Source organism: Paucibacter sp. PLA-PC-4 (assembly GCF_026241155.1).
In the GTDB taxonomy this organism is placed as follows: Bacteria; Pseudomonadota; Gammaproteobacteria; order Burkholderiales; family Burkholderiaceae_C; genus Roseateles_E.
Window position 1 is genome coordinate 227,032 of sequence record NZ_JAPFGP010000008.1, and the last position, 16,021, is coordinate 243,052.

Annotated in this window: 18 protein-coding genes; 9 read left to right on the plus strand and 9 right to left on the minus strand. The window is 65.3% G+C overall.

Features of this window, described 5'->3' with window-relative positions; translation table 11 throughout:
* Window position 1 precedes the first annotated feature (1 nt).
* From OOZ63_RS14630 to OOZ63_RS14650, 5 genes are all read right to left on the minus strand, one after another.
* Window positions 2–574, minus strand: coding sequence for an isochorismatase family protein (locus OOZ63_RS14630; RefSeq protein ID WP_266006270.1), 573 nt, complete (start codon window positions 572–574; stop codon window positions 2–4).
* Between the two features lie 100 nt (window positions 575–674).
* Window positions 675–1,220 carry a DUF1415 domain-containing protein gene (locus tag OOZ63_RS14635; RefSeq protein WP_266006271.1) on the minus strand — a complete coding sequence of 182 codons (546 nt, stop codon included), beginning with the start codon at window positions 1,218–1,220 and terminating at the stop codon, window positions 675–677.
* Window positions 1,217–2,299: a M14 family metallopeptidase gene (locus OOZ63_RS14640; RefSeq protein ID WP_266006272.1), complete on the minus strand. Its 1,083-nt coding sequence runs from the start codon at window positions 2,297–2,299 to the stop codon at window positions 1,217–1,219. The genes OOZ63_RS14635 and OOZ63_RS14640 overlap by 4 nt, the downstream gene beginning before the upstream one ends.
* Complete coding sequence (locus OOZ63_RS14645; RefSeq protein ID WP_266006273.1) at window positions 2,299–3,495, minus strand: M20 aminoacylase family protein; 1,197 nt, start codon at window positions 3,493–3,495, stop codon at window positions 2,299–2,301. The genes OOZ63_RS14640 and OOZ63_RS14645 overlap by 1 nt, the downstream gene beginning before the upstream one ends.
* A 93-nt stretch (window positions 3,496–3,588) precedes the next feature.
* Window positions 3,589–4,707 carry an ABC transporter substrate-binding protein gene (locus OOZ63_RS14650; RefSeq protein ID WP_323055752.1) on the minus strand — a complete coding sequence of 373 codons (1,119 nt, stop codon included), beginning with the start codon at window positions 4,705–4,707 and terminating at the stop codon, window positions 3,589–3,591.
* Window positions 4,708–4,799: 92 nt separating this feature from the next.
* Here OOZ63_RS14650 and OOZ63_RS14655 point away from each other — a divergent pair, with 92 nt between their 5' ends.
* Genes OOZ63_RS14655 through OOZ63_RS14665 form a run of 3 tightly spaced genes read left to right on the plus strand, consistent with a single transcriptional unit; the run spans window position 4,800 to window position 8,218 of the window.
* Window positions 4,800–6,854 (plus strand): molybdopterin-containing oxidoreductase family protein, encoded by a 2,055-nt coding sequence (locus OOZ63_RS14655; protein ID WP_266006274.1) that lies wholly within the window; start codon window positions 4,800–4,802, stop codon window positions 6,852–6,854.
* Entirely contained in the window at window positions 6,851–7,876 is a 1,026-nt protein-coding gene (locus OOZ63_RS14660) for an aminopeptidase (protein WP_323055753.1), read from the plus strand. Before OOZ63_RS14655 ends, OOZ63_RS14660 begins: the two co-directional genes overlap by 4 nt.
* A 9-nt stretch (window positions 7,877–7,885) precedes the next feature.
* A complete protein-coding gene (locus OOZ63_RS14665) occupies window positions 7,886–8,218 on the plus strand; it encodes a polyhydroxyalkanoic acid system family protein (RefSeq protein ID WP_266006275.1) in 333 nt (110 codons plus the stop codon).
* A gap of 36 nt (window positions 8,219–8,254) precedes the next feature.
* On the opposite strand, the gene OOZ63_RS14670 is transcribed toward OOZ63_RS14665, so the two are convergent.
* Window positions 8,255–8,506 (minus strand): acyl-CoA-binding protein, encoded by a 252-nt coding sequence (locus OOZ63_RS14670; protein WP_266006276.1) that lies wholly within the window; start codon window positions 8,504–8,506, stop codon window positions 8,255–8,257.
* Between the two features lie 118 nt (window positions 8,507–8,624).
* On the opposite strand from OOZ63_RS14670, the gene OOZ63_RS14675 reads away from it, so the two are divergent.
* Window positions 8,625–10,028, plus strand: a complete 1,404-nt coding sequence (locus OOZ63_RS14675; RefSeq protein WP_266006335.1) for a wax ester/triacylglycerol synthase family O-acyltransferase — start codon at window positions 8,625–8,627, stop codon at window positions 10,026–10,028.
* 3 nt (window positions 10,029–10,031) lie between these two features.
* Here OOZ63_RS14675 and OOZ63_RS14680 read toward each other — a convergent pair whose 3' ends face one another.
* The 3 genes from OOZ63_RS14680 to OOZ63_RS14690 form a co-directional block, all read right to left on the minus strand.
* Window positions 10,032–10,337, minus strand: coding sequence for a hypothetical protein (locus tag OOZ63_RS14680; protein WP_266006277.1), 306 nt, complete (start codon window positions 10,335–10,337; stop codon window positions 10,032–10,034).
* Between the two features lie 94 nt (window positions 10,338–10,431).
* Window positions 10,432–11,205: a hypothetical protein gene (locus tag OOZ63_RS14685; protein ID WP_266006278.1), complete on the minus strand. Its 774-nt coding sequence runs from the start codon at window positions 11,203–11,205 to the stop codon at window positions 10,432–10,434.
* A gap of 9 nt (window positions 11,206–11,214) precedes the next feature.
* Window positions 11,215–11,877, minus strand: a complete 663-nt coding sequence (locus OOZ63_RS14690) for a TetR/AcrR family transcriptional regulator (protein ID WP_266006279.1) — start codon at window positions 11,875–11,877, stop codon at window positions 11,215–11,217.
* 102 nt (window positions 11,878–11,979) lie between these two features.
* Between OOZ63_RS14690 and OOZ63_RS14695 the strand changes: the two genes are divergently transcribed.
* The 5 genes from OOZ63_RS14695 to hisD all read left to right on the plus strand — a co-directional run bounded on the left by OOZ63_RS14695 (window position 11,980) and on the right by hisD (window position 16,016).
* Window positions 11,980–12,909, plus strand: coding sequence for an ABC transporter ATP-binding protein (locus OOZ63_RS14695; RefSeq protein WP_266006280.1), 930 nt, complete (start codon window positions 11,980–11,982; stop codon window positions 12,907–12,909).
* Window positions 12,906–13,676 carry an ABC transporter permease gene (locus OOZ63_RS14700; RefSeq protein ID WP_266006281.1) on the plus strand — a complete coding sequence of 257 codons (771 nt, stop codon included), beginning with the start codon at window positions 12,906–12,908 and terminating at the stop codon, window positions 13,674–13,676. Before OOZ63_RS14695 ends, OOZ63_RS14700 begins: the two co-directional genes overlap by 4 nt.
* A 16-nt stretch (window positions 13,677–13,692) precedes the next feature.
* Window positions 13,693–13,956 (plus strand): BolA family protein, encoded by a 264-nt coding sequence (locus OOZ63_RS14705; protein ID WP_266006282.1) that lies wholly within the window; start codon window positions 13,693–13,695, stop codon window positions 13,954–13,956.
* 99 nt (window positions 13,957–14,055) lie between these two features.
* Window positions 14,056–14,694, plus strand: coding sequence for an ATP phosphoribosyltransferase (hisG, locus tag OOZ63_RS14710; protein ID WP_262970157.1), 639 nt, complete (start codon window positions 14,056–14,058; stop codon window positions 14,692–14,694).
* An 8-nt stretch (window positions 14,695–14,702) separates the two neighbouring features.
* Window positions 14,703–16,016: a histidinol dehydrogenase gene (hisD, locus tag OOZ63_RS14715; RefSeq protein WP_416234736.1), complete on the plus strand. Its 1,314-nt coding sequence runs from the start codon at window positions 14,703–14,705 to the stop codon at window positions 16,014–16,016.
* The last annotated feature ends 5 nt before the right edge of the window (window positions 16,017–16,021 follow it).

A 16,021-nucleotide genomic window follows, 5' to 3' on the forward strand; every position in this document is an offset into this window, starting at 1 on the left:
CTTAACGCCCGAGCGCCTGCCGGGCCCGCTGCAGCGCTTGCTCGGCCGTGCACACCTGTGCGAAGCGGTCCTGCAGCACGGTCTCGGTGCGCAGCTTCAGCTCGGCCGCGCTGAGCGTGGTACCGCTGGCGTGTGTCATTGCGAAGGTCAGCGTCGCCTCGCTCACATAGTCGACCAGCCAGCCCTCGTCGCTGGCATGGCGGGTGGTGGTCTCGCAGCACTGCTCGCTGCGGATACCGGTGACGATCAGGCGCTGGACGCCTTGCTGGTGCAGCCAGACGGCCAGGCCGGTGCCGACCAGGGCGCTGTGCCGGTGCTTGATGAACTCGGCGGCCGCCTCGTAGCGCGGCAGCTCCTCCAGCGGCGTGACCAGGCCTGAGGCCAGCGCGAAGGCGTTGTTGGCCTGCTCCGGGCCGTCGCTGTGCAGGATGCGGACGATGGGCAGGCCCAGGGCCTGTGCGCCCTCTATCAGGCGGGCGTTGGCGGCCAGGAAGTCGGGCAGATCGGCCCCGCTCCAGTAGGGGCGGTGGCGAAAGGATTCCTGGATGTCGATCAGCAGCAGGGCGGTTTTCATGACGGCACTCCGATGGGTTTGAGTGCGTCGATCTTGCTGCCGCAAGCCCGCCGCGTCGCGCCGGGTCTGGACCGCCTGCGATCAAATCAGGACATTGTGATCAGGGCTTCAGCCCGAGCGCTTTCCAACCGTCCAAGCCGAGCTTTTCCAAGGTCGCCATATTGGCTTCGTAGATCGCGTCGGTATCGGCCATGGTCTCGACGGCGCGCTCGATGCTGCTCTCGCGCAGGATGTGCAGGGTGGGGTAGGGCGAGCGGTTGCTGTAGTTGCTGATATCGTCCGCCGCGGTGCCATCGAATTGGTACTGGGGATGGAAGCTGGCGATCTGCAGCTCGCCGTCCAGCTCCAGGTCTTCGACCAGGGCGTCGGCGGCGCCGATGAAGTCGTTGAAGTCCAGGAAGTCCTGTAGCACCTGCGGATGGATCACCAGCGTGGTCTCGATCTCGTCAGGGTCGCTGCGGCGCAGCAGCAGCAGCTCCTTGGCCAGTTCCTTGAGCAGCTCCTCGGGCGAAGTCGCGCCGCTGACCACATAGCGCAGCCGATTGTTGACATGCACGCTCTTGGCGAAGGGGCAGAGGTTCAAGCCGATCACCGCCTTCTCCAGCCAGGCGCGGGTGTCGGCTTCGATCTGTTCGGCGGGCGTCATGCGCTCAGTCCCAAGACCGCCTGGCGCGCGGCTTGTTGGGCCTGGTCCAGGATCTGTTGTTTCCACTCGTCGGTATCGATGTAGAAGGCGTCGCGGATCTGGCGCTTGATCTGGTCAGCCTGCTCGGCCGGCGCCTCGGGATGCGCTTCCAGCCAATGATCGGCGCGCAGGGCACCGATCATCTGATCCAGCGCCACGGTGCCGTATTCCAGCGCGATGCCGGTGTAGGCCGCATCGGGGCAGGCGTCGGCGACGGCGGTCCACATCAGGCCCACCAGCGGGGCCGAACTGGAGCTGCCGTCATAGATCGAGGTCACCTCGGTGCCCCACCAGGCGCGAGCCCGCGCGAGTGCCGCCGCATCGTTCTTGCAAGCAAAGATGCGCTCGCCATGGCCGCTGGGACCCAGGCCTGTATGCAGATCGACCCAGCCGATAGCCTCGGCAGCGTGGCCCTGTTCTTCGAGCACATGGCGCAAGGTGACATTGCTCCAGGTCGGCGCATGGCCACCGTAGAACAAGCCCAGCTCATGGGTGTACTGGCCGCTGGTGATCGCGGTCTGCAGCCCGCGCTCGCCGTGCCGTGCGGCATAGTCGGACAGCAGGGCCTCGTCGGCCGGCGTCGGTGGCCATTGCGCGGGGATTAGCGCGGCGGCGATCTCGTCGTAGCCGGCGTTGCGCGGCAGCGCTTGGTGGAAGTCGTGGAAGTTGCGGTTCAGGTCCACCCCCTCCTGCGTGACGCGGCGCCACCAGGAGAAGCCATGCGGGTTCAGCGCGTGAATATAGAGCACGGCCACACCGCTGGCCTTGACGGCTTCATGCCAGCCCGGATCGGACAGCAGGCCGGTCTGCACGCCGGAGCCGCAAAAGCCCTCGACGCCGTGACAGGCGCTGCTGATGATCAGCAGCCGCTTTGCATCGCGCGGGCCCTGGCGCACCACATCCATCGCCAGACGCTCACCGTCGCGACCCAAGAGTGGATGCCAGTGCGGCTCATTGTCCAGCCCGGCGGCCTCGACGGCGGCCAGGAACTTGCCGCGCGCCTCGGCGTAGCTCTGCGAAAAGAAGGGGGCAGCGGACATCAGGGCTTGGGCGAGTTCAACCAGGTTTCGGCCATGCGGACCCACATCGAGCCGCCCAGCGGGATCAGCTCGTCGTTGAAGTCATAGCTGGGGTTGTGCAGCATGCAGGGGCCCAGGCCATGGCCGCCCTCGCGGTGCGTGCCGTCGCCATTGCCGATCAAGAAATAGCAGCCTGGCTTTTCGAGCAGGAAGAAGCTGAAGTCCTCGGCGCCCATGGTCGGCTCAAACTCCTGCACGTTTTGCGCGCCGACCACATCGCCCAGCACCGCGCGCACGAAATCCGTTTCCTTCGCGTGGTTGATCGTCGGCGGATAGTTGCGGTGGAAACTGAATTCGCAAGTGGCTTCGAAGGCCTGGCAGGTGGCTTCGGCAACCGCCTTCATGCGGCGCTCGATCAGGTCCAGCACCTCCAAGGTGAAGGTACGCACGGTGCCCTGGATTTCGCAGCTGTCGGGCACGACATTGGTGGCCTCGCCGGTGTGTATCATCGTTACCGAGATGACGCCCGCGTCGATGGGACGCTTGTTGCGGGTGATGATGGTCTGGAAGGCCTGCACCATCTGGCAGGCCACCGGCACCGGGTCGATGCCGTTGTGCGGCAGAGCGGCGTGCGAGCCCTTGCCGCGGATCACGATCTTGAATTCGTTGCTGGACGCGAACACTGGGCCACTCTTGACGGCGAACTGGCCCGCCGCCATGCCTGGCCAGTTGTGCGCACCGAACATGGCCTCCATCGGGAACTTGTCGAACAGCCCGTCCTTGATCATCTCGCGCGCGCCGCCGCCGCCCTCCTCGGCGGGCTGGAAGACCAGGTAGACGGTGCCATCGAAATTGCGGTGCTTGGCCAGATGCTTGGCGGCAGCCAGCAGCATCGCGGTGTGGCCGTCATGGCCGCAGGCGTGCATCTTGCCGGGGTGCTTGCTGGCGTGGGCAAACTGGTTGTGCTCGGTCATAGGCAGCGCATCGATATCGGCGCGCAGGCCCACCGCGCGGTCGCTGGTGCCATTCTTGACGATGCCGACGACCCCGGTCTTGCCCAGGCCCCGATGCACGGGAATACCCCATTCGGTCAGCGCACGCGCGATCACATCGGCGGTGCGCTCTTCCTGGAAACAGAGCTCTGGGTGGGCGTGAATATCTCGTCGCAGGGTCGCGATGCTTGGCGCATCGGCCAGGATTGAGTCGATCAACTTCATGGCGGCACTCCGTAGTATGGGAGGCGCGCGGCGGCAGGCCGGCGCCGGTGTCGGGTCAGTTTACCCGGGGGTGGCGCCGTTTGCAGCGGGGGCTCAGCGCCTGACCTTGCCGTCTCCGGTCAGCATCGACAGCTCGACAAAGCTGGATCCCACATGCTTGCCGGGGCCGAACTTCACCGTGAAGCCGCCGGCGTTGTAGTTCTGCATGCCCTCCAGCGCGGCTACCAGGCCCTCGCGGCTGGGCCGCCCCATGCGGCGCAGGCCTTCGCTGAACACCTTGGCGGCCAGAAAGCCCTCCATGCCGGTGTAGTTGGGGCGCAGATCGCCCCCGGCGCGTTGCACCGCCGTCTGGTATTCCTCGACGATGCCGATGGCGGAGCCGAAGGGGTAGGGCATGACTTGGCTGACGACCACGCCCAGCGCCTGCTTGCCCAGCTCGTCGGACAGCGACTGGGTGCCGACGAAGGAGACGTTGTAGAACACGCCGCCGTAGCCGGCCTTGCGGGCCTCTCGGATGAAGGCGGCGCAGCTCTTGTAGGCGCTGATCATCACGATGGCCTCAGGCGCGCCCGGCACCAGGGCCTTGACGGCTGCGGCCACATCGACGCTGTTGCGCTCCACCGTGCCGATGGCCTGGGGTTTCAGCAAACGGGATTGCATCGCGCGCTGCACGCCCTCCAGGCCGGCCCGTCCATAGGCGTCATTCTGGTGGAACACGGCGATCTTGTTCAGACTGAGCTGGGTCAGCTGCTTGACGATCAGTGCGGTCTCGTCGAAGTAGGAGGCGCGTACATGGAAGACCCAGCGGCTGGCCGGATCGCGCAGTGCCTCCGCGCCGGTGAAGGGCGCGAAGAAGGGGATCTTGTGTTGATTCACGAGCGGCAGCGCCGCCAGCGAGGTCGGCGTGCCGACATAGCCGAACAGCGCGAACGCGTCCTCGGCAATGAATTTTTCGGTATTGGCCTTGCAGCGCTCGGGCTCGTAGCCATCGTCCAGGGTGCGCAGCTCGACGGGCAGGCCGTTGATGCCGCCGGCCGCATTGACGGCGTCGAAGTGCAGCTTGGCGCCGGCCTGCATCTGCAGGCCTAGCTGGGCGGCGGGGCCGGTCAGCGGGGCCGATTGGCCGAGCACGATGCGGCGGCGCTCCTGGGCTTGCAGCCAGGCCGGCAGGGTCAGTGCGGCCAGGCCGGTGAGGCAGTGACGTCGTTGCAAATCGGCTCTCCTGAGGGGGATGAAAGGGTCAAAAATGGCAGGGCTCAAGGGTAGCGCCCATGGGGCTATCGGCTCTGTGCAATAGTTCGCGGATGAACTCGATTGCCGCTGCCTTGTCACCATCAGATACGACTACCGTGAAAGGTGCCTGCCCTCACGACTGCCCGGACACTTGCGCGCTGCGCATCACGGTCGAGGCCGGACGTGTCATCAAGGTGCAGGGTCAGACCGACCATCCCAGCACCCATGGTGCGCTGTGCACCAAGGTCTCGCGCTATCCCGAGCGCACTTACCACGCAGAGAGGGTGCTGCGGCCGCTGAAGCGGGTCAGCGCCAAGCATGAGGCGCCGCGCTTCGAGCCGGTCGAGTGGGGTCAGGCCTTGACCGACATTGCCGCGCGGCTCAAGGCTGTGCCCCCGCAGTCCGTGCTGCCCTACAGCTATGCCGGCACCATGGGCCTGCTGCAGGGCGAGGCGATGGCGGGACGCTTCTTCAATAAGTTGGGCGCCTCCTGCCTGGACCGCACCATCTGCGCCTCGGCCGGCGCGGCCGCGCTGAGCGCGACCTATGGCCACAAGCTGGGCATGCACCTGCCCTATTTCGCGGAGAGCCGCTTGATCCTGATCTGGGGCAGCAACTCGATCGCATCAAATCTGCATTTCTGGACCTATGCAATGAAGGCCAAGCGCGAGGGCGCCAAGCTGATCTGCATCGACCCGCGCAAGACCGAGACGGCCGACAAATGTCACCAGCACATCGCCTTGCTGCCCGGCACCGACGGTGCGCTGGCACTGGGGCTGATGCATGAGCTGATTGCCCATGACTGGCTGGACCATGACTATCTGAGCGCCCATGTCGAGGGCTGGGACGAGTTGCGCGGCAAGGCCCTGGCCTGGCCGCCCGAGCGTACGGCTGAGGTCTGCGGCATCGGCGCGGACGAGGTGCGCGGCCTGGCGCGCGACTACGGACATCGGAATATGGTCGAGGCTCCGGCCGCCATCCGGCTGAACTACGGCATGCAGCGCGTGCGCGGCGGCGGCAATGCGGTGCGGCTGATCGCCTTGCTGCCCTGCCTGACCGGGGCTTGGCGGCACCGTGCCGGCGGCATGCTGCTGTCGAGTTCGGGCTGGTTCGCACCCTTCAAGAATCCGGCCCTTGAAGCGCCCGAGCTGCGTGCAAACGCGCCGACGCGGTTGATCAATATGAGCACGATAGGCGACGATTTGCTGCGCGAAGCGTCTGATGAATTCGGCCCGAAGATCCAGGCTCTGATCGTCTACAACAGCAACCCGGTCGCGGTCGCACCTGAGTCGCCCAAAGTGGTGGCAGGCTTTGCGCGGGCCGATCTGTTCACTGTGGTGCTGGAGCATTTCATGACCGACACGGCTGATCTGGCCGACTATGTCTTGCCCGCTACCACTCAGCTGGAGCATCTGGATGTGCACACCAGCTACGGCCACACCGATGTGCTGATCAATGAGCCGGCCATCGCGCCGCTGGGCGAGGCCAAGCCGAACACGCAGATCTTCCGCGAGCTGGCGGCGGCGATGGGCTACACCGAAGCTTGCTTCCTAGACAGCGACGAGGACCTTGCCCGCCAGGCTTTCACCGATGCGATCGACTTCGAGGCCTTGCGCGAGCAGGGCTGGCAATCGCTGCCGGTGGCCGAGGCACCCTTTGCGCAGGGGCAGTTCTTGACCCCCAGCGGCCGCGCACAGGCCGGCGGGGCCGACTATCTGCCCAATTACGAGAGCGCCGCGTCGACGCCCGAGCTGGCCGCGCGCTTCCCGTTGGCGATGATCTCGCCGCCGGCGCGCAACTTCCTCAATAGCAGCTTCGTCAACGTCAAGAGCCTGCGCGATATCGAAGGCGAGCCGCTGCTGGAGATCCATGCCGACGATGCCGCCGCGCGCGGCCTGGCCGATGGCGCCGAGGTGCGGGTGTTCAACGAGCGCGGCAGTTACCACTGCATCGCCCGTATCAGCGCGCGGGCCCGCCCCGGTGTCGTCAACGGCCTGGGCGTCTGGTGGCGCAAGTTGGGACTGCGCGGCAGCAATGTCAACGAAGTGACGCACCAGCGCCTGACCGATCTGGGCCGGGCGCCGAGTTTTTACGACTGCCTGGTCGAGGTGGAAGCGGCGCGGTGAGGGCGGCGACCGGCCTGTGCTTGATGGCCGCAGCGCTGCTGAGCGGCTGCGCGCAGATCGGGTATCTGAGTCAGGCGGTTGACGGGCATCTGCGCCTGGTCTGGGCTGCCAGGCCCGTGCCAGAGTTGGTGGCCGATGCGTCGCTTGACGAGCGGCTGCGCGAGCGCCTGGCGCTGAGCCAGCGCATCCGCGATTTCGCGAGCCGCGAGCTGGCCCTTCCCGATAACGCAAGCTACCGTCGCTACGCCGATCTGCGGCGCGGCGCGGCGGTCTGGAATGTGGTTGCGACGCCGGAGCTGAGCTTGCGCCTGAAGACCTGGTGCTATCCGGTGATGGGCTGCGCCGGCTACCGCGGCTTCTTCGACCGGGCCGAGGCCGAGGCCTATGCGCAGCGGCTGCGCGACGATGAGGGGCTTGAGGTGCTGGTCTATGGCGTGCCGGCCTATTCGACGCTGGGCTGGAGCCGCTTGTTCGGCGGCGATCCGTTGCTCAATACCTTCATTACCTATCCCGAGGGCGAGCTGGCGCGCATGATCTTTCACGAGCTGGCGCATCAGGTGGCTTATGCGCCCGACGATACCGAGTTCAACGAGTCGTTTGCCACCACGGTGGAGCGTCTGGGCGTGTTGACGTGGCTGGCTGGTCCCGAACGGGCGGCGGCCCGCGAGCAGTATCTGCAGGGCGACGAGCGGCGCCGGCGTTTCCAGACCGAAGCGATGGCCTGGCGGCTCAAGCTGGAGAGCGTGTATGCGGGCCCGCTGGACGAGGCGGCCAAGCGCGCCGCCAAAGCCGAGCTGCAGCGGCAGATGCGGGCCGCGCCGCCGCCGGGCTATGAGGCTTGGTATGCGCGCGCCAACAACGCCAGCCTGGCCCTGCTGGCGAGCTACAACCAGCTGAGCCCGGCCTTTGAGGCGCTGTTCGAGCGCCAGGGGCGCGACTGGCCGACCTTCTATGCCGAGGTGCGGCGTCTGGCAGACTTGCCGAAGGCGCAGCGGCGCCAACAACTACTGATGAATCCCTAGGAGACCACGATGGCCGAAATCCGCATCCACCGCGACCATGAGCTGGGCCTGAAGCGCGCCCGCGAGATCGCCTGGGCTTGGGCCGAGCAGGTCGAGGCCAAGTTCGATATGGAGTGCGCGGTGCTGGAGGGCAAGACCAGCGACACGGTCACCTTTACGCGCTCGGGCGTCAAGGGAGAGCTGATCGTCGCGGCCGACCATTTTGATCTGCATGCCAAGTTGGGCCTGCTGCTCGGGGCCTTCAAGTCCACCATCGAGGGCGAGATCCAGAAGGAGCTCGATGGCCTGCTGGCCGCTGGCGCTGCGGCGAAGACGGCAGCCAAAAAGAAGAAAGCGACCTGAGCGGTCGCTTGGCAATCGAGGTCTGCGGTCGGGGCGTTACTTCAGCGACTCGATCAGGTCGATGTACTGCTGCATGGCCTCTTCGGTGGCCGTGCCCTTGAGCTCGTTCCAGGCGTCCCATTTGGCGCGGCCGACCATATCGGTGAAGCCCGGGCGCGAGCCCTCGACATCGCCGCTGCTACCTTGCTTGTATAGCGCGTAGAGCTTCAGCAGGGTCATATTGTCGGGGCGCTCGGGCAGGCTCTTGGATCCGGCTACGGCGGCTTCGAACTGGTCTTTCAGGCTCATCTTGAATGTCTCCTGCTTGGTGTTGATCGGGATGGACGCTGGCGATGTTAACCAGCATTGTCTGGGCACAGAACTCTAGAACATCAAGGAGACGGACTTGGCACAGCTGCATGAACGCATGTCGCGGGTGGACACCGCCTGGCTGCGCATGGATACCGACGCCAATCTGATGATGATTGTCGGCGTCTGGTACATCAGGCCCGGCATCACATTGGCAGCGCTGCGCGAGCGAGTCGAGGCCAGGCTGCTGCAGTACACGCGATTTCGCCAGAAAGTGGTCGAGGACGCGCTGGGGGCGCAATGGGTGGAGGATGAGGACTTCGACATCGCCAACCATGTGCAGGCTGAGATTTTGCTGCCGCTGCGCGGCCAGAGCGCTGAGGCCGCGCTGCAGGCCCGTGTCGGCGAGCTCGCGGCCACGCCCTTGGACGCCGCCCGGCCGCTGTGGCAGTTCCAGCTGATTGAGGATTTCGAGGACGGGCAGAGCGTGCTGCTGGCGCGCATACACCACTGCATTGCCGACGGCATTGCGCTGATCGCGGTGATGCTGTCCATCACCGATGGCGGCAAGGCGCCGCCCAAGCGTCAGCAGCAGCCGCGCGACGACCAGGACTGGCTGACCGACACCTTGCTGCGCCCGCTCAGCGATATGAGCATCAAGGCGATCCGTATGGCCGGTGCGGGCGCAGCCAAGGGTGTCGATGCCTGGATAGACCCGCCGCACCCGGTCGACAGCTCGATGGAGATGGCGCGTATCGGCTATCAGGCGGTCAGCGATATCGCGGCCTTTGCGCTGATGCCGGATGATTCGCCGACCCGGCTCAAGGGCAAGCCTGGCGGTGCCAAGCGCGTGTCCTGGGCCGACGGCCTGCCGCTGGATGCGGTCAAGGCGGTCGGCAAGGCGATGAATGCCTCGATCAATGATGTGTTGCTGTCCTGCGTGGCCGGGGCCATCGGCGGCTATTTGGCTGAGCGCGGCGAGGACCCGGCGGGCAAGGAGATCCGCACCATGGTGCCGGTCAATCTGCGGCCGCTGGAGAAGGCCTACCAGCTCGGCAACCGCTTCGGCCTGGTGCCGCTTGTGCTGCCGATCGGCATCGCCAATCCGGTCGAGCGGCTGTATGCGGTGAAGGCGCGGATGCAAGAGCTCAAGGGCAGCTTCCAGCCCGTGCTGGCCTTCGGCCTGCTGTCGGTCGCCGGGCTGCTGATCAAGCCGGTGCAACACGCGATGCTGAACATCTTCGCGAAGAAGACCACGGCCGTCGTCACCAATGTGCCGGGGCCGGCCCAGGCTCTGAGTTTTTGCGGCTCGACGGTGACGCGCGTCATGTTCTGGGTTCCGCAGTCCGGCGATGTCGGCATGGGGGTCAGCATCTTGACCTATGCAGGCCAGGTGCAATTCGGCCTGATCACCGACAGCACCCTGTGCCCCGATCCCGAGGCCATCGTCGAGCGCTTTGCGCCCGAGTTCAACAAGCTCTTGTTGCTGGCGCTGATGCTGCCTTGGGGCGACTGCGACTGAGGCTTACTTGGCCTTGGGTCGGCCGGCGGCGCTGGGGTAGGCCATCATCACGCGGCCCGGGTCGGCCTTGTCCAAAAAGGCGACGTACTGCGACTCGGTGCAGGCCAGGTTCTGGCCGGCTCGGTGCTCGCCCTTGTACTGACCCTTGTCGTAGACGAAGTGGTGCTCGTCGGCGGCCGGCGTGCCGAGCTTGACGCTATAGCTGCTGGCGCAGTCGGCGCGCAGGGCCTGGATCTCGGGGCTGGAGGCGGAGGCCCAGCAGGTGGCTGCCAGCGGGGTCAGCAGCAGGGCGAGCAGGGTGTTCTTCATCTTTGCGCTTGGGTGGTGGTGACGTGGCTTCAGCTTAGCTGCAGCAGCCCGCTTCGGCCTCACCCTGCTTGCGGGGCGGGAAAGCCCTGGTTTCTCACTCGTCCAACTCTTCCCGCGCCAGCTCCACGTCCAGGCACTCCATCGCATCCAGCGGTTCGCAGGCCGCCGCATCGGCATATAGCGTCTCGGCCTCCTTCATGCGCTTGTCGCCCTCCAGCATCACCAGGCCGTTGGCCCGCTCGATCATCGCGATCGCGCTGGTGGGATTGAGTTTGACGGCCTGGGCAAACATTGCCAGGCCGGTCGCGAGATCGGCGCCCTGGGTCTTGCCCAGGAGTTTGCCGACCTTGTCGATCACCTCGGCATGGAAAGCGCCCAAGGCGATATGGGCATCGGCATGCTTGGGCGCGAGCTTGATGGTGGTCTCCAGTGCGCCCTTGATCTTGCCGCCCAGTCCTTGGGCTAGGGCCTTCGTGACGCTGATGCCTTGGCCATAGCGGCCCAGGGCGTAGGCCTGCCAGTACCAGGCGTTGGGATTCTTGGGGTCGTCGGCCTGCTGGGTCTCGGCCCGGCCCGCCACCTCCAGGAACATTTCCAGCTTGGTCTGTTCCTTCTTCTCCAGATAGTTGGCGTAGATGGCCTGGGCCTTGTTGGCGACCGTGGTGCCGGCAGCGCCCGCAGCGAGCCCTGCTTCGTAGGCCTTGTGGAACTCGCCGGCATGGAAATGGATCCAGGCCTGGACCACGGCCGCCTCCTTGGGCCAGGGCTCGGCATCGCCGGCATGCAGGCGCGCCCAATGCTTCTTCAGCGCGGCCACGTCGTACTGGTAGGCGGTGTTGTCATAGGGGAAGGCGGTCCACTTGGCCATCATCAGCTCCTAGCTATCCATCTCTTGATACTTGCCCGCCAGGGCAAACAGATGCTCGCGCGAGTTGCTTTCCAGGTAGGGCAGCAACAGGCTCAGCACATGGAATGCGCCGCGCATCAGCGCTGCTCCGGCCTGGGCCGGCTCCAGCGCGTTGCGCGGGTTGCGCACATATTCGTAGCTCAGCCAGTAACTCATCAGCACCACCATCGAGTTGGCTACCGGCGCGGCCTCGCGGGCTTGCATCTTCAGCGCGCCGCCGAACTGCAGCCCCGCCAGCACCGCGCGCATGGCCCGTGCCTTGCTCTCCAGCACGCTCTGGAAATGCGTCTCCAGTTTGCGATTCTTGCTCAGCAGGTCGTTCAGGTCACGATAAAGAAAGCGGTGCTTCCAGATCAGCTCGATCAACATGTGGAAGAACAACCACGCGTCCTCGACATTGCGCACGTTGTCGGCTGCGCCCAGCAACTCGCCGAGCTCGCGCTCGTAGTTGCCGAACAGCGAGTTGATCAGCTCGTCCTTAGCCGGGTAGTGGTAGTAAAGATTGCCAGGGCTGATATTGAGCTCGGCCGAGATCAGTGTGGTCGAGACATTGGGCTCGCCGAAGCGGTTGAACAAGTCCAGCGTGACTTCGAGGATGCGTTCCGCGGTACGGCGCGGTTTTTTGGTGACCATGTCGCCGATTCTGGCATCAAGGCTTGTGCGCTTTGCCAAGCCTTGCTCCGGGCAAACCCTTTGCCGAGCGGGATTGGTGGGCGCTCCCTACAATGCCCGCCCATGCCTATCCAGCCACAGCCGGCCGACCAGCCCGCCATCAGTTTCCAGAACGTCAGCAAAACATACCGGGGAGGGCAGGTCAGGGCCCTTGATGGCGTGTCCTTTGACATCCAGCCCGGCGAGTTCTTCGGCCTGCTAGGCCCGAATGGCGCCGGCAAGACCAGCCTGATCAGCATCCTGGCCGGGCTGTCGCAGGCCAGCGGCGGCGCGGTCAAGGTGCATGGTCACGACGTGGTTGGCGACTATGCTGCGGCGCGCAAGGCCCTTGGCATCGTGCCGCAGGAACTGGTCTTCGATCCCTTCTTCAGCGTCCGGGAGTCGCTGAAAATCCAGAGCGGCTATTTCGGTGTGAAGGGCAACGAGGCCTGGATCGACGAGCTGCTGGAGAACCTCGGCCTGGCCGACAAGGCCAACGCGAATATGCGCCAGCTCAGCGGCGGCATGAAGCGCCGGGTGCTGGTAGCCCAGGCCCTGGTGCACCGTCCGCCGGTCATCGTGCTGGACGAGCCGACCGCCGGCGTCGACGTCGAACTGCGCCAGACCCTGTGGGCCTTCATCGCGCGCCTGAACCGCGAAGGCCACACGGTGTTGCTGACCACGCACTATTTGGAAGAAGCCGAGGCCCTGTGCCAGCGTATTGCGATGCTCAAGCAAGGCCGTATCGTCGCGCTGGACAGCACTTCTGCGCTTCTCAAGGGCAAGGCCTCGACGATGCTGCGCTTCAAGACCGATGCGTCGCTGCCGACTGCACTGCTCGATCAGTCGCGCGTCACCGGGCGCATCGTGCAGATCAAGGCCCATGACGCGGCCGAGGTCGAGACCATTCTGGCCAGCCTGCGTGCGGCGGGCTGCCCCATCGAAGACCTGGAGATCGGCCGCGCCGATCTGGAGGACGTGTTTCTGGAAATCATGCAGGGAGCCCATCAATGAGCGCCATTCGTTTGCAAGGCGCTCGGACGCTGTTTTACAAGGAAGTGCTGCGCTTCTGGAAGGTCAGCTTCCAGACCGTCGCCGCGCCGGTGCTGACCGCTGTGCTGTACCTGCTGATCTTCGGCCACGTGCTGGAGGATCATGTGAAGGTTTACGACTCCGTCGGCTACACCAGCTTCCTGATCCCGGGCCTGGTGATGATGAGCGTGCTGCAGAACAGCTTTGCCAACAGCTCCTCGTCCTTGATACAGAGCAAGATCACCGGCAATTTGGTCTTCCTGCTGGTGACGCCGTTGTCGCACTGGGCCTGGTTCGTCGCCTACGTCGGCGCGTCCATCGTGCGCGGCTTGGTCGTTGGGCTGGGCGTGATCCTCGTGACCTTCTGGTTTGCACCGCCGGGTCTGGCCAATCCGCTGTGGATCATCAGCTTCGCCCTGCTCGGCGCCGCCATCATGGGCACTTTGGGTCTGATCGCGGGACTGTGGGCCGAAAAATTCGACCAGATCGCCGCGTTCCAGAACTTCATCATCATGCCGATGACCTTTCTGTCCGGCGTGTTCTATTCGATCAAGTCCTTGCCTCCGTTCTGGCAAGGCGTCAGCCATCTGAACCCCTTCTTCTACATGATCGACGGCTTCCGGCGCGGCTTTTTCGGCGTCAGCGATGTCTCGCCCTGGATCAGCCTGGGCTTGGTTGGCGTGAGCTTCCTGCTGCTTGCCGCCTTGGCGCTCGAATTGCTGCGCCGCGGCTACAAGATCCGGTCTTAGTAGAATCACGTCCACCATGGCCGATCCCACTCCCCAAGAAGTTCAGCAATTCATCGCCAACGGCCTGCCCTGCCAAACGCTGCAGGTGGAAGGCGATGGCCGGCATTTCTTCGCCACCATCGTCTCCACCGAGTTCGAAGGCCTGTCCCGTGTGCGCCGCCATCAGCGCGTGTACCAGGCCCTGGGTGACCGTATGCGCGAGCAAATCCACGCGCTGTCCATGAAAACGCTAACGCCGGCCGAGCATGCTGCGGCCCCGGCCGAGCACCATCATTCCTGAGCGCCATCCGCTTTTCTGCAAGCGGGTGGCGGCGAGGCGCCGCTAGGTGAACCCGCTGCCGTCCCGCTGAACCCGATTCACAAGGACGACAGACGCACCATGATCACCCTGGCTCTCTCCAAAGGCCGCATCTTCGACGACACCCTGCCGCTGCTGCGCGCGGCCGGCATTGAGGTGCTGGAAGACCCTGAAACCTCGCGCAAGCTGATTCTTGCGACCAGCAATCCCGAAGTCCGCATCGTGATGGTGCGTGCGTCCGACGTGCCGACTTATGTCCAGCATGGCGGTGCCGATCTGGGCGTGGCCGGCAAGGACATCTTGATCGAGCATGGCGGTGCGGGCCTCTACCAGCCCTTGGACCTGAACATCGCGAAGTGCCGCGTGAGCGTGGCGGTGCGCCAGGGCTTTGACTACGCGGGGGCCGTCAGGCAGGGTTCGCGCATCCGCGTGGCCACCAAGTACACCGAGATCGCACGCCAGCACTTCGCCGAGAAAGGCGTGCACGTCGATCTGATCAAGCTCTACGGCTCGATGGAGCTGGCACCGCTGACGGGCCTGGCCGATGCCATCGTCGATATGGTCTCCACCGGCAACACCCTGCGCGCCAACCACCTGAGCGAGGTCGAATTCATCATGGACATCTCGGCCCGTCTGGTCGTCAATCAGGCCGCGCTGAAGCTCAAGCGCGAACCCTTGCGACGCCTGATTGACGCCTTTGCCTCCGCCATCCCGAAATGAGCCACATGATGTCCTTGACGCTCCGCCAACTGAACACCGCCAGCCCCGAGTTCGAAGCCGAGTTCCAGCGCGTGTTGCACTGGTCGGCCGAGACAGATTCGGCCATCGAGACTCGCGTGGCCGAGATCTTGGCCGATGTGCGCGAGCGCGGCGATGCGGCCGTGCTGGAGTACACGGCCCGCTTTGACGGCCTGCAGGCCGCCAGCGTGGCCGTGCTGGAATTGACGCGCGAGGAACTGAAGGCTGCATTCGAGGCCATCACCCCGGCCCAGCGCGGCGCGCTGCAGGCCGCTGCCGAGCGCGTGCGCAGCTATCACGAGCGCCAGAAGCAGGCCTGCGGCCTGAGTTGGAGCTACCGCGACGAAGACGGCAGCCTGCTGGGGCAAAAAGTGACCCCGCTGGACCGCGTGGGCATCTATGTGCCGGGAGGCAAGGCGGCCTATCCGAGCAGCGTACTGATGAATGCCATTCCTGCCCATGTGGCCGGCGTGCCCGAGATCATCATGGTGGTGCCGACGCCCAAGGGCGAGAAGAACCCGCTGGTGCTGGCCGCCGCCTATGTGGCCGGCGTGCACCGCGCCTTCACGATAGGCGGCGCCCAAGCGGTCGCAGCGCTGGCCTATGGCACGGCGACAGTGCCGCGCGTCGACAAGATCACAGGCCCCGGCAACGCCTATGTGGCGAGCGCGAAGAAGCATGTGTTCGGTCAGGTCGGCATCGACATGATCGCCGGCCCCAGTGAGATCCTGGTGCTGGCCGATGGCACGACCCCGCCGGACTGGGTGGCGATGGACCTGTTCAGCCAGGCCGAGCACGACGAACTGGCGCAGAGCATCCTGCTGTGTCCCGATGCGGGCTATATCGATAAGGTCCGCGAGGCTATCGAGCGCCTGTTGCCGACCATGCCCCGCGCCGCAGTGATCCGAGCCTCGCTGGAGGGCCGTGGTGCCCTGATCGAGACCCGTTCGATGGACGAGGCGTGCGAGATCAGCAATCGCATCGCGCCGGAGCATCTGGAGGTGTCCAGCGCCGATCCGCACAGCTGGGAGCCGCTGCTGCGCCATGCCGGCGCGATCTTCCTGGGCGCCTACACGAGTGAGTCGCTGGGCGACTACTGCGCAGGGCCCAACCATGTTCTGCCGACTTCGGGCACCGCGCGCTTTTCGTCGCCGCTGGGGGTTTATGACTTCCAAAAGCGCAGCAGCCTGATCGAGGTCAGCGAGGCCGGCGCCCAGAAGCTGGGGCCGATTGCTGCCGAACTGGCATATGGCGAAGGCCTGCAAGGGCATGCCAGGGCTGCTGAGATGCGCTTGAAAAATTGAGTTAG

What these genes read in the sequence shown, in the direction of transcription:
- OOZ63_RS14630 (WP_266006270.1), bottom strand. Translation starts at nt 574, where the DNA reads ATGAAAACCGCCCTGCTGCTGATCGACATCCAGGAATCCTTTCGCCAC.
- OOZ63_RS14635 (WP_266006271.1), bottom strand. Translation starts at nt 1,220, where the DNA reads ATGACGCCCGCCGAACAGATCGAAGCCGACACCCGCGCCTGGCTGGAG.
- OOZ63_RS14640 (WP_266006272.1), bottom strand. Translation starts at nt 2,299, where the DNA reads ATGTCCGCTGCCCCCTTCTTTTCGCAGAGCTACGCCGAGGCGCGCGGC.
- OOZ63_RS14645 (WP_266006273.1), bottom strand. Translation starts at nt 3,495, where the DNA reads ATGAAGTTGATCGACTCAATCCTGGCCGATGCGCCAAGCATCGCGACC.
- OOZ63_RS14655 (WP_266006274.1), top strand. Translation starts at nt 4,800, where the DNA reads ATGAACTCGATTGCCGCTGCCTTGTCACCATCAGATACGACTACCGTG.
- OOZ63_RS14665 (WP_266006275.1), top strand. Translation starts at nt 7,886, where the DNA reads ATGGCCGAAATCCGCATCCACCGCGACCATGAGCTGGGCCTGAAGCGC.
- OOZ63_RS14670 (WP_266006276.1), bottom strand. Translation starts at nt 8,506, where the DNA reads ATGAGCCTGAAAGACCAGTTCGAAGCCGCCGTAGCCGGATCCAAGAGC.
- OOZ63_RS14675 (WP_266006335.1), top strand. Translation starts at nt 8,625, where the DNA reads ATGTCGCGGGTGGACACCGCCTGGCTGCGCATGGATACCGACGCCAAT.
- OOZ63_RS14680 (WP_266006277.1), bottom strand. Translation starts at nt 10,337, where the DNA reads ATGAAGAACACCCTGCTCGCCCTGCTGCTGACCCCGCTGGCAGCCACC.
- OOZ63_RS14685 (WP_266006278.1), bottom strand. Translation starts at nt 11,205, where the DNA reads ATGGCCAAGTGGACCGCCTTCCCCTATGACAACACCGCCTACCAGTAC.
- OOZ63_RS14690 (WP_266006279.1), bottom strand. Translation starts at nt 11,877, where the DNA reads ATGGTCACCAAAAAACCGCGCCGTACCGCGGAACGCATCCTCGAAGTC.
- OOZ63_RS14695 (WP_266006280.1), top strand. Translation starts at nt 11,980, where the DNA reads ATGCCTATCCAGCCACAGCCGGCCGACCAGCCCGCCATCAGTTTCCAG.
- OOZ63_RS14700 (WP_266006281.1), top strand. Translation starts at nt 12,906, where the DNA reads ATGAGCGCCATTCGTTTGCAAGGCGCTCGGACGCTGTTTTACAAGGAA.
- OOZ63_RS14705 (WP_266006282.1), top strand. Translation starts at nt 13,693, where the DNA reads ATGGCCGATCCCACTCCCCAAGAAGTTCAGCAATTCATCGCCAACGGC.
- hisG (WP_262970157.1), top strand. Translation starts at nt 14,056, where the DNA reads ATGATCACCCTGGCTCTCTCCAAAGGCCGCATCTTCGACGACACCCTG.
- hisD (WP_416234736.1), top strand. Translation starts at nt 14,703, where the DNA reads ATGTCCTTGACGCTCCGCCAACTGAACACCGCCAGCCCCGAGTTCGAA.